Origin of the sequence: Algoriella xinjiangensis, from assembly GCF_900115015.1 — a bacterium.
Lineage (GTDB): Bacteria > Bacteroidota > Bacteroidia > Flavobacteriales > Weeksellaceae > Empedobacter > Empedobacter xinjiangensis.
Window position 1 is genome coordinate 1 of the sequence record NZ_FOUZ01000022.1, and the last position, 11479, is coordinate 11479.

Annotated in this window: 12 protein-coding genes; 3 read left to right on the forward strand and 9 right to left on the reverse strand. The window is 28.8% G+C overall.

Going from position 1 to position 11479, the window contains the following annotated elements:
• Nucleotides 1-352 precede the first annotated feature (352 nt).
• The gene (locus BM072_RS14905; RefSeq protein WP_092910501.1) at nt 353-1282 is read left to right on the forward strand and encodes a glutaminase; all 930 of its coding nucleotides are present in this window, start codon (nt 353-355) and stop codon (nt 1280-1282) included.
• On the opposite strand, the gene cmk is transcribed toward BM072_RS14905, so the two are convergent.
• Both cmk and porQ read right to left on the reverse strand, forming a co-directional pair.
• Nucleotides 1272-1958 carry a (d)CMP kinase gene (cmk, locus tag BM072_RS14910; protein ID WP_092910504.1) on the reverse strand — a complete coding sequence of 229 codons (687 nt, stop codon included), beginning with the start codon at nt 1956-1958 and terminating at the stop codon, nt 1272-1274. The two genes, BM072_RS14905 and cmk, sit on opposite strands and share 11 nt — an antisense overlap.
• Nucleotides 1959-2012: 54 nt before the next feature.
• Nucleotides 2013-3038, reverse strand: coding sequence for a type IX secretion system protein PorQ (gene porQ / locus BM072_RS14915; protein ID WP_092910507.1), 1026 nt, complete (start codon nt 3036-3038; stop codon nt 2013-2015).
• A 117-nt stretch (nt 3039-3155) separates the two neighbouring features.
• Here porQ and BM072_RS14920 point away from each other — a divergent pair, with 117 nt between their 5' ends.
• Complete coding sequence (locus BM072_RS14920) at nt 3156-5432, forward strand: DUF2339 domain-containing protein (protein ID WP_092910514.1); 2277 nt, start codon at nt 3156-3158, stop codon at nt 5430-5432.
• A 169-nt stretch (nt 5433-5601) separates the two neighbouring features.
• Here the strand turns inward: BM072_RS14920 and BM072_RS14925 are convergent, their stop codons facing one another.
• Nucleotides 5602-6909 (reverse strand): mechanosensitive ion channel family protein, encoded by a 1308-nt coding sequence (locus BM072_RS14925; RefSeq protein WP_092910518.1) that lies wholly within the window; start codon nt 6907-6909, stop codon nt 5602-5604.
• A 153-nt stretch (nt 6910-7062) separates the two neighbouring features.
• Between BM072_RS14925 and zupT the strand changes: the two genes are divergently transcribed.
• Entirely contained in the window at nt 7063-7848 is a 786-nt protein-coding gene (zupT, locus tag BM072_RS14930) for a zinc transporter ZupT (RefSeq protein ID WP_092910523.1), read from the forward strand.
• A gap of 268 nt (nt 7849-8116) precedes the next feature.
• Here the strand turns inward: zupT and BM072_RS14935 are convergent, their stop codons facing one another.
• The 6 genes from BM072_RS14935 to BM072_RS14960 all read right to left on the reverse strand — a co-directional run bounded on the left by BM072_RS14935 (nt 8117) and on the right by BM072_RS14960 (nt 11428).
• A complete protein-coding gene (locus BM072_RS14935) occupies nt 8117-8680 on the reverse strand; it encodes a hypothetical protein (protein ID WP_245752231.1) in 564 nt (187 codons plus the stop codon).
• Nucleotides 8681-8933: 253 nt separating this feature from the next.
• The gene (locus tag BM072_RS14940) at nt 8934-9320 is read right to left on the reverse strand and encodes a hypothetical protein (RefSeq protein ID WP_092910527.1); all 387 of its coding nucleotides are present in this window, start codon (nt 9318-9320) and stop codon (nt 8934-8936) included.
• Between the two features lie 163 nt (nt 9321-9483).
• Nucleotides 9484-9786: a hypothetical protein gene (locus BM072_RS14945; RefSeq protein WP_092910532.1), complete on the reverse strand. Its 303-nt coding sequence runs from the start codon at nt 9784-9786 to the stop codon at nt 9484-9486.
• The gene (locus BM072_RS14950; RefSeq protein ID WP_092910535.1) at nt 9783-10028 is read right to left on the reverse strand and encodes a hypothetical protein; all 246 of its coding nucleotides are present in this window, start codon (nt 10026-10028) and stop codon (nt 9783-9785) included. Before BM072_RS14950 ends, BM072_RS14945 begins: the two co-directional genes overlap by 4 nt.
• Nucleotides 10029-10756: 728 nt before the next feature.
• Nucleotides 10757-11197 (reverse strand): hypothetical protein, encoded by a 441-nt coding sequence (locus BM072_RS14955; RefSeq protein ID WP_092910539.1) that lies wholly within the window; start codon nt 11195-11197, stop codon nt 10757-10759.
• Nucleotides 11198-11209: 12 nt separating this feature from the next.
• Entirely contained in the window at nt 11210-11428 is a 219-nt protein-coding gene (locus BM072_RS14960; protein WP_092910546.1) for a hypothetical protein, read from the reverse strand.
• Nucleotides 11429-11479 lie beyond the last annotated feature (51 nt).

Genomic DNA, 11479 nt, shown 5'->3' on the forward strand with positions numbered 1-11479 from the left:
CTTTTCTCATTTTACCAAACACTTTTTACAATTATTTTACATTTAATCCTTAACTAACTGAACCAAAACAAAATATTTTTTCAAAAAAGTTTAGATGGTGATGTTTTGGTTGGGGTTTTGAGCGTTTGAGGCGGTGGATTGGGGAAAAAAGGGAGACTATTATATAGATGTTGTGATCCTGAAACGAGTTCAGGATGACAAAGGGGATTTCTTGCTCTTATTATATTAAGGATGGTTTATGAAAAAATAAGTATCACTTATATATAGTACAAACTCATCTTTAAAGAATATCATAAAAGAAAACAATTGGTTTCTTCTTTTTAATTTATCTTTAGTTTGTCAAAAGAAGTATATGCATAAAAAGGAACAAGAGTATTTTGAAATTATTGAAAACATTTTCAAATTAGTTAAAGCAGAAGAAAATTTAGGTGAAACGGCGAACTATATTCCCGAATTAGCAAAAGTAAATGGAGAAAAGTTTGGCGTGTCTTTGTTATTTTTAGACGGCTTGCAATTTGGCTTTGGAGATTGTGACGAGAAATTCTCTATTCAAAGTATTTCTAAAGTACTTTTATTGGCATTGGTTTACAGCGAAATTGGCGAAGAAATATGGAAACGTGTAGATGTAGAACCGTCAGGAACGCCTTTTAACTCTTTATTACAATTAGAATCTGACAAAGGAATTCCTCGAAATCCATTTATCAACGCAGGCGCTTTGGTTATTTGTGATATATTAATAGATAGATGTAAAAATCCTAAACAACATTTTTTAGACTTTATGAAAAAGGTCTCAGGGAATTCTACCATTCAGTTTTCTGAACGAATTGCAGAAAATGAATTGGCGACGGGTTTTCGGAATGCTGCATTAACCAATTTTATTAAATCTTTGGGTAATATAAATAATTCGCCAGAGGAAGTTTTGGATTTGTACACGCATATTTGCTCAATAGAGTTAAGCTGTAAAGAACTTTGTACAACTTTTACATTTTTAGCAAATGGCGGAAAAAATCTTTTTGACAACAAACAAATCCTAAGTACAAGCCAAACCAAGCGTGTAAATGCGATTATGCAAACATGCGGTTTTTATGATGAATCGGGAGAATTTGCTTTTCGTGTTGGTTTACCTGGCAAAAGTGGTGTTGGCGGAGGAATTGTTGCTGTAATGCCAAAACATTATGTTGTTTCGGTTTGGAGTCCGAAATTAAATCCGAAAGGAAACTCATATCGCGGCATGAAATTTCTAGAAGAATTTACAACCGCAACTGAAGATTCTATTTTCTAGACAAAATAATTTCCATCACTTTATTTACAGTTTCCTCTAAATTAAGTTCAGAATTATCAACTTCTATCGCATCATCAGCTTTACGAAGTGGAGAATATTCGCGGTGAGAATCGATATAATCTCTTTCTTTTACATTTTTCAAAACCTCATCCATAGAAATATCTTTACCTTGTTGTTGATATTCTAAAAAACGACGTTTTGCACGAATTTCTGGTGAAGCAGTTACAAAAATTTTGATATCCGCATCTGGAAAAACAGTTGTTCCGATATCTCTACCATCCATTACAATTCGTCCATTTTCGCCCATTTTTTGTTGTAAAGCAACACAATAATCGCGCACAGCTGGAATTTCTGAAATAGGACTAACCATTTTAGAGATTTTCATGGTGCGAATTTCTTGCTCTACATTTTCGCCATTTAAATAAGTAATATTTTTTTGAGACGTAGGATCTTGTACAAATTCTATTTTAATATCATTTATATGTTCGACCAATCCATCTACATCAATTTTTTTATCTACAATATACTGATGCTGAAACGCATACAAAGTTACCGCGCGATACATTGCACCACTATCAATATGTGTGTAATTAAGGTTTTTTGCAATAATTTTTGACATCGAACTTTTGCCTGTAGACGAAAATCCGTCAATTGCAATGATTAAATCTTCTTTCATTAAAATTAGAAATAGATGACAAAGATAATATTTTAAGTTTTGATTGAAAATATTTTATAACCAAGGATTGCTTCGCCAATAATCTCGTCCATTTATTATACGATCTAAATTGATTAGAACACCGAAATGATTAGAACCTCCTGACTTGTGATAATTGGCATGACCATATTCAAAACGGAACGCATTAATACGTATTCCGAAACCGTAAGTTAAACCAGACAACGATCTAACACCGTCTGCAGCCAATTCGTTTCCACGTTTAAAATTATAACCTAAACGCATGTTGAAATCCGATTCTGGAAATAACTCTGCACCAACAGAAAGATGATCTATAAATTTTCGTCCGCCCGAAACTTCTTGTCCATTTTTACCATAAGGTTGCGAAATGTCAAACTTTTGTAAATCGTGAAGCGAAAAAGTAAATTCTAACGGAACATGCTCTAACCTATGTGTAATTCCTAGATTAACTTGCGTCGGCATGTCTTCTTCCTTTCCACTATATGTTGTTACTTGTTTCCCAATATTGCGCACAACCAACGAAACATTGATATTTTTATCAAAATCGTGATAAGACAAACCTACATCTCCTGCAATTGCTGATGATTTATACGACTCTATTGTCGAATTAATGTATTTTAGATTTGCACCAATTGTCCAATAATCTCCTAAAACACGCGCATAACCAACTGTAATTGCTGCATCGTTTGCTTTAAAATTCCCTGTTACATTTCCGTTAACATCCGTTCCTACTAATTTACCATAATCTACATATTGTCCATGAACAGATAAAAAATTGTCTTTATCTATTTCGTAAACCGTAGAAAATGTACCAAAATTAACATCGGCAATATAATTTACGTAGTTAACGCCAAATTGTCCGTGCATTTCTCTATTCATCAAAGCAGGATTCCATAAAGACGAATTTGGATCGGCATCCCAAGAAGTTTGCGCATTTCCTCCCAATGCCGCTTGACGAGCTGAAGTTGTAATATTTAAAAATTCATATACTCGTGTACCGTCTTGTGCAAAAATTGCAGACGACAATGCTAAAAGGAATAATGTATAGTGTTTTTTAAACATTCAGCAAAAGTAAATATTTTGTAGGATAACGAAAATAGATTCATTTTGGTATATGTTGACTTAAATATTAAAACTTCTGAAATAATTGTATTATATTCAATCACCTAAATTAACACTATGTACATTATAGCCTTAATTGTTTTCATTTTACTTGCCATTTTATTTAATAAAGTTGGTCAATTAAAAAAAATGATTAATTATCAAGATCTAAAAATAAAACATTTACAAGAAGAACTTGATAAATACGGAAAACCTGTTAGTCAAAAAACAGATTATATTCGTCCAGAAATTGTTCAGCCAAAAACAACTACACCAATTGTAAAAGAACAACCGATTTCTGAACCAATAAAACCTCAACCAATACCTATAAATCAACCAAAACCAGCGCAAAAACCAATTGAGCAACCAAAAATAATTGAAGAAAGTCTTTTGGATAAAACCATAAACGGTGCAATTGCATTTATAAAAGATAATTTTTTGACGGTTATTGGAATTGTAACTTTAGTTTTGGGAATTGCTTATTTTGTAAAATATGCGATTGATCAAAATTGGATTAATGAAACTTTTAGAGTTATAATAGGTATTATAATTGGTTTCGCAATTATTGGAACAGCGCATAAAATCAGAAAAAATTACGCCATTTTTTCATCTATATTAATTGGTGGCGGATTAACCATACTTTATTTTACGTTGACAATTGCGTTTAGAGAATATCAATTGTTGTCCGTAAACACCACATTTGCGTTGCTAACACTCGTTACCATATTTTCTATTGTTTTGGCAATGTTGTACAATCGTCAAGTTTTGGCAATTTTTTCTATTGTTGGTGGTTTTACAGCGCCGCTAATGATTAGCACTGGCGAAAGTAATTTTGTTTTTCTATTTTCATATTTAGCCTTACTCAACCTAAGTATGCTTTATATGTCTTGGCGAAAAAATTGGCAAATTATTTCTCTTATCGCCTTTGTTTTTACATCTATATATAGTTTTGGTTGGATTGATACGGAAAAAACGCAAAATCAGAATCTCTTTTTTATTCTGCTTTATTTGATATTTGCTGCAACAAGTTTACTTAATTATTTTAAACGTCTTGAATTTTCAGTTCCAAATTGTATTCTATTCATTACAAATACCATTGTTTTTTCGAGTTTAATATCTCTTGCAACGTATTATTTTATCGAAAAATATCCAGGTTTAATTCCACTTATATTCGGACTTATCAATGCTTTGTTTGCTTATTATGTTTATCAAACAAGTAAAAACAATTTATTATTAAATACATTAATCGGCTTAAGCGTTGTGTTAATAACAACCGCAATTGGCTTAGAATATGACGCAAACGTGGTTTCTATATGCTTTGCATTAGAATCTACTTTGTTATTATTTTTATGGAAAAAGAGTGGAAATGCAATTTTTAAAGTATTTTTTATTCTAATGTTTCCATTTTTGTTTTGCTTTTTATGCGTTAATTGGATTGAATATTTTGAAACAACAATTCGTTTACCAATCATTTTCAATCATATATTTATCACAAGTTTTATTGTCTTGGTTTGTTCTGTTTTCAATATTTATTTGATGAAAGATTTTGAAACTGACGAACAATTTCTTGGTTTTAAAATTGCGCATTCTAAATTCATCTTCACTTCTACGTCAATTTTATTGATGTATGTCGGAATTTTACTTGAAATCATTTACCAAATCGAGCCTTATTTTTCGCTAGCACTCATCATAAGTTATGTCATCATTTATACCTTATTTTTTATTGCATTGCTTTTATCATTCCGCGAAAAACTAAATTTAGCCGACCAAATTATATTTGCATTACAAATTAGTGCGGCTACTTGTATTATTATTTTACCAATGATTGCCGATATTCCGAACGAAGCTTATCGCGAAAATTTCAGAATAAGCAGTTATTTTATTTATTTAAGTTATCTTTTTCCGACAGCTTATCTATTTTATTTGGTATTTAAACAACCCGATTTTAAAACCTCTACTGTTTTACAAATCACAACAATGTTATTGTTGGTTTATCTTATCAGTTTCGAGAAATATAATTCGTTTATGCTAATTACAATAGACGCTAAACAAGATAATTTTGGGCATCAACAAGATATTTTCCAAATGATACTTTTACCAATTATATGGGCAGTTCTTGGTTTTGTATTGATTTATATTGGCTTTAAGAAACATTATAAATATTTTCCGATTGTTGGTTTTATTCTATTTGGACTGATTATTCTAAAACTTTATTTAATTGATGTTTGGCAAATGAGTAATGTTTTCAGAATTGTATCATTTATAATTTTAGGACTTTTAATCTTGATTACATCTTTTATGTATCAAAAACTAAAAAATCTAATGAAAAACTTAATTGATAAATCGGAGGAATAATTTGTGTGATTCTGAAACGAGTTCAGAATGACAATAAAAATAATAAGACACAATCTGTCAAACTGAATTTAGTTCAGTTTCTCATCACATTTAAATACTACTTGTGTGATTCTGAAACGAATTCAGAAGGACGATAATGATAAAATAAAAAAACCAAAGAAGCAGAATCTTAAGATTCTGCTTCTTTATTTATACGCAATGCTTTTGCTACTAATTGTACATCATCGGACGAAGGCGATTCGTAAATCTCGAGATTAAACAAAGGAACAACCGCAATTATGTGATCAAAAATATCTGCCATTATCGTTTCATATTCCACCCAAACCGTTGTATCAGTAAACATAAATAATTCTATTGGTAAACCATGTTCGGTAGATTGCATTTGACGAACCACAAAAAACATATCTTTCCGAATTCGCGGATTGTTGTATGTGTACGTTTTTACATATTGACGAAAAAGCCCGACATTTGTCATTCGTCTACCATTTGCCAAAACTGTCGGATCTACTTTATTCGACATATTATATTGTTTAATTTCATTAGAACGATCAACAATATAATCGTGTAACATTCTAATTTTTTTCAGTTCCTGTATTTCTTCTTCAGTTACAAATCGAATAGATGAAATTTTAATGTTTATAGAACGTTTAATTCGTCGTCCACCCGCATTTTGCATTCCTCTATAATTTCGAAATGAATCTGAAATTAATGCATAGGTTGGAATTGTTGTAATTGTTTTATCAAAATTCTGAACCTTTACGGTATTCAAATTAATTTCTGTAACTGTTCCGTCTGCGCCATATTTACTCATTTCAATCCAATCGCCAACACGAATCATATCATTCATCGAAACCTGAATACTTGCGACAAATCCTAAAATAGAATCTTTAAAAACCAACATCAAAACCGCCGAAGCCGCTCCTAACGAAACCAAAAATGTGATGGGCGATTTTCCTGTAACAATAGAAAAAGTAAGAATTCCACAAATAAAAAATATTAAGATATTAATCACTTGCAAATAACTGTCTATCGGTTTATCCGCAAATGATTTGTTTGCTCTCAAAAAATCACGAAAAGCTTTGACAATTGCATTAAATAAAAATCCGACTGCAATTACCAACGCAACATCTGTAATTTGAATCGCAATATTTATCCAATTCGGAAAACCTTTAAAAATTAATGGAATCGCCTCTTTTGCAATAATTATCGGAACCAAATGCGTCAAAAATTGCAATACTTTATTTTTTATTAATAAATCATCAATCTTCGTTTTACTTTTATTGATAAGATTGATGACAAGCAACAACAATACTTTTCGGAGTAAAAAATCGACCAAATAAAGAATAATCAATAAACTGATTGATAATAAAAAAGAGGTTAATAATGTGGTTGAATATTGCGTTAATCCCAATTTAGAGACCAAATGCATTGCCCAACGGTATAATTCGCTTTGTATATTTTTATCTAATAATTCCATTCAAAAATTTCTATCAAAGCAAAAATAATTATATCAGTCTCATAAATAGGTAAAAGTGACAAATTACATTTATTTTTCGCAAAAAGATTATTTAGTTTGATTCAATTAAAAAAAAGAAATATTTTTGTTAGATAAATCTAACTTTTAAACTTAATGTTTTCAGACTCCATCATATTTGCTTTTAGTTTAACTTTTTTTGCAGGAATCAGCACCGGAATTGGAAGTTTACTGTGCTTGATGTACAAAAAATTTAATCCAAAATTTCTTGGCGCTATGCTCGGAATTTCTGCTGGAGTAATGATGTACGTGTCTTTTGTAGAGATTTTAGGCAAAGCAAAAACATCATTAAGTTTAGCTTTTGGAGAAAAATTAGGATATAGTTATACCGTTTTAGGATTTTTTATTGGAATTGCATTAATGATTTTGATTGATAAATTACTTCCGCATCACCACGAAACCAAAGACGAAGAAAATGAAACCTCTGATAAAAAATTATTACGATTAGGTATGTTTTCTGCTTTGGCGCTATCTATTCATAATTTCCCCGAAGGTTTAGCTACTTTTATTAGTGCTTTAGACGATCCTACTTATGGAATTTCTATTGCATTTGCCATCGCCATTCATAATATTCCTGAAGGTATTGCAGTTGCAATTCCTATCTATTATGCTACAAAAAGCCGTAAAAAAGCATTTACTTATTCATTTTTATCAGGATTAACAGAACCGATTGGCGCTTTGATTGGTTATTTTGTGTTGTTACAATTTATTGATGAATCTATATTTGGAGCAATTTTCGCGAGTGTTGCAGGAATGATGGTTTATATTTCTATCAACGAATTGTTGCCAACCGCACAAGAATATGCCGGAAAAAAAATATCTACTTACGGTTTTATTGGCGGCATGTTTATAATGGCAGTTAGTTTAGCGCTGTTTCTATAAAACAAAAAAACTTCTCGGGATGAGAAGCATTTTTGAGAAATGATATAAATAACACATGAGGATTATGTTGTTGCAAACTTACGCAACACAATTTCTCTGTAGCTTAATTGAATATTATTTGATTGTTAAGGGAAGATTAAATCCTCAATTTAATATTTTTATCAAAAAAATAAACCTCGCTTAAAATGGCTTAAACGAGGTCGTGTATTTTATTGTTTTGATCTATCTTCTGGTTGTGCAACAGTTACCGGTGTTATCTGTAGCCATTTTAACGATATTCATAATTAACTTCTTCAATATTAAATGATTTTAATAGGGTGTTATAATTAATCAAATTTTCCTTATTGCTATCATAAACATCAATAATTAAAGTAGAATCTGATTTCATTGCTCCAAACGTTTGTCCAGCATGTCCTGGAAAGCGTTCAGATATTTTACTTTTAAGAAGTTTTGATAGATAATTATTAATTTCGATAATATTACTTTCAGTTAGTTTAAATTCAGCTTCTATATTAGATTTCTGGAATTCAGGTTTTCCATATAGTTCTCCAAGCTTTTCGCAATCAACTTTGGTTCTTATGAACTTTGCATAAAAAAATTTATCTTCTTTTGAGAATATTTCGAAACTCTCTTCATGTCCTCCCCATTCTCCACACTCATCGAAGTGTGCATAAATAATAAATCTTGTATCTGAACCGAATGCTCCTAAATCAGTAGGCTGGAAAAAAATAAGTTTTTCTTCATGTATTTCAATTTTATCATCTAATTTCTTCTCATTACATGAATTTAGAATTATTAGAAACAATACTAAAAGTAAATTTAATTTTCTCATCTTGTTTTCAAATGGTTACAGAGATCATATTTATATACGCAATGTAATAATAATTGTACAAGTACAAAAAACAAATACTTTAGCTGTTAATCTGTGTTTTGTATTTGTTTTTGATTGCGTATAAAATGTTATTTCCAAATATCACTACATGCATATTATACAAAATACGCAATTATTCTTACTTAAACAGGGTAATAATTTCTACTAAACATAAACATTATTATAGAACATAAAATAACCTCCAATTAGAGCTTTATATTTTTATAACTTCTATTTCTGGTGATTTTCTATCAACTCCACCATTTGGATTACATTTTAATGTATAAATTTTTATTGTACTATTTTTCTTTTTAATTAAAAAAAAGTCTTCTCCTTTTTTTTTGTAAAGAGTATCTCCTTTTTCAATAGAGTCACTATAAGCGGAAATCCATCTTGCATCATCTTTAAAAAAATTATTATCTTTAGTTTCAGGATTAATTCCTGTAATTTCAAAATAAGGACCTTGAATAAAATTATCTTTGTAACTCGATGGTGATATAATATTAAAATAATATTCATTCTCTCTATTTCTTGCAGATTCACAAGTTTCTTCTTTACAAGAAGAGAAAATGAAAATAAATATAATAAACATTTGTTTCATACTAATAAATTTTTCTACTAAACATAATCATTATTATAGGGCATAAAAAAAACTCCAATTGGATATTTTATATTTTACATAGTGGCTCCACTATTGAGTTAAATTATTTAATTGTTAAAATGATGTTTTATAAATCGCTAACTTATCTAATATACTACCTACCTTATTTAGGTTTTTGATATTTTTTAAAATTATCATTTACTTCAATAAAATAATCAGCAGTATCATCTCTTGTTAGATAAATGATTATAGAATCATTATTTTTTATTTTATAGCATTTTAATACGTAATGAGTATAATCATTGCCATTTCTTATATAGAATTTATATTGAAATTCATTTTTAGAGAGTCCTTTTTTTTGAAAAAAATGATCCCGTTCTAAAAGAAGATTTTTTTCTATTTTTTCTTTTTCTAAACAAGAAAAATTTATAAACAATATAAATAATATAAATATCCTAAACATCATTTACCTATTTTAAAAATTCCATTATATCTAATTATAAAAGGAGAACCGCCAACATAAATATTTGAAGAACTACCACTAAATCCACCTCCAATTATTGTTGAAACATTTCTAAAAAATCCTTTTACAGTATTCCATTCATTATTTTTTACTTCAAAATTATATTCTCCACATCTACAACCTAAATCTTCATCCATAGCTATTTGATAATAACCATTTTTATTTGTCCAATTTTTATTTTTCATTTAATTTTTATTGAGTTTGATCAAATGACGCACAACATAATTATATACGCAATTTAATAATAATTGAACAAGGACAAAAAACAAATATTTTAGCTGTTAATCAGTGTTTTGTATTTGTTGTTGATTGCGTATAAAATATTATTTCTAAATATCACTACATGCATATGATACAAAATACGCATGTTATTCTTACTTAAAATAGAGTAATAATTTTCCACTAAACATAAAGGTTATTATAGAACTAAGAAAGCCTCCAATTGGTTATTGTATTGTATCGTTTTTTTATGATTGGTTTAGCTGCTTTGTTTTTTACGTTTAAATATGGAATTGAAAATAAAGCTGATATAAAAGAAGAATACAGAAAAGAGTTATCCGAAAAAGAGCAATATAATAGTCTTTAAAATGCTGAGTTTTATAATAAATTTTGGTCATAGGCAGAAAAGAATCCGAATGATAGTCAAGATCTTTTTAGAAAAGTAGACAAAATCGAAGTGAAGTAAAAGATCAACTCCAAAAATAGATAGTTAAATTTTTCTACCAACACATTTCATGCACAAGCTTATTAAATTATTTAGTTGTTTTAAGAGCATAAAAATACTCAATAGTGGAGATTGTCCACTATTGAGTAAAGTCATTTAATGATTAATTAATTTAAAATTAATGCGTTGTGTAATAAAAACACTTCTGGAACACTACCAAGCAAAAAAATATAAGAATAGTAATCTACCTTAATTATTCTTATATAGAAATAATAAATGATTTGAATTATCAAGTTTAATATTTAATGAATCATTTTTTATTTTAATTTTTTTATAATTAATACTATCATTTAGTACAAAAAATTTTTTATTTTCTTCACTTTTATATAATTTAAGTTTACCATTATTTGAAGAAAATATAACAGGTGTATTATTGTTATTAGTACTAGTAGTAATAATAACAATAATATTTTCTTTATATTTTATTTGATTATAAGATTTTGTATATAAGCAAGTTAATGTTATTGTATCTTTAGTATTTTTTAAAGGATATAAATATACACCATCATTATTAATTAATTGAATATTTGGCCTATATACTACCTGAACAGAACTAGGACATCCTACTAGTATTACAAAACTTATTATCACCAATAAATATTTTAGTATTATTTTTTGATTACTATTCATTATTTAACTATTTTACATTGGTATGGATTGTATGTCTTCAAAATAAGGACCTTGAATAAAATTATCTTTGTAACTCGATGGTGATATAATATTAAAATAATATTCATTCTCTCTATTTCTTGCAGATTCACAAGTTTCTTCTTTACAAGAAGAGAAAATGAAAATAAATATAATAAACATTTGTTTCCAATCCTGTCCTAAATAAAAAATCAACATAGAAAATTGGACCATTTCATTGAGTTTCCGCCTTGAAATGGTTGTTTTTCAAAATAGAACCCCTTG

Excerpts from the sequence above, each read along its gene's own strand:
- BM072_RS14925 (WP_092910518.1), bottom strand. The coding sequence starts at position 6,909 with ATGGAATTATTAGATAAAAATATACAAAGCGAATTATACCGTTGGGCA.
- cmk (WP_092910504.1), bottom strand. The coding sequence starts at position 1,958 with ATGAAAGAAGATTTAATCATTGCAATTGACGGATTTTCGTCTACAGGC.
- BM072_RS14945 (WP_092910532.1), bottom strand. The coding sequence starts at position 9,786 with ATGATGTTTAGGATATTTATATTATTTATATTGTTTATAAATTTTTCT.
- BM072_RS14935 (WP_245752231.1), bottom strand. The coding sequence starts at position 8,680 with ATGAGAAAATTAAATTTACTTTTAGTATTGTTTCTAATAATTCTAAAT.
- porQ (WP_092910507.1), bottom strand. The coding sequence starts at position 3,038 with ATGTTTAAAAAACACTATACATTATTCCTTTTAGCATTGTCGTCTGCA.
- BM072_RS14920 (WP_092910514.1), top strand. The coding sequence starts at position 3,156 with ATGTACATTATAGCCTTAATTGTTTTCATTTTACTTGCCATTTTATTT.
- BM072_RS14940 (WP_092910527.1), bottom strand. The coding sequence starts at position 9,320 with ATGAAACAAATGTTTATTATATTTATTTTCATTTTCTCTTCTTGTAAA.
- BM072_RS14950 (WP_092910535.1), bottom strand. The coding sequence starts at position 10,028 with ATGAAAAATAAAAATTGGACAAATAAAAATGGTTATTATCAAATAGCT.
- BM072_RS14960 (WP_092910546.1), bottom strand. The coding sequence starts at position 11,428 with ATGGTCCAATTTTCTATGTTGATTTTTTATTTAGGACAGGATTGGAAA.
- BM072_RS14955 (WP_092910539.1), bottom strand. The coding sequence starts at position 11,197 with ATGAATAGTAATCAAAAAATAATACTAAAATATTTATTGGTGATAATA.
- zupT (WP_092910523.1), top strand. The coding sequence starts at position 7,063 with ATGTTTTCAGACTCCATCATATTTGCTTTTAGTTTAACTTTTTTTGCA.
- BM072_RS14905 (WP_092910501.1), top strand. The coding sequence starts at position 353 with ATGCATAAAAAGGAACAAGAGTATTTTGAAATTATTGAAAACATTTTC.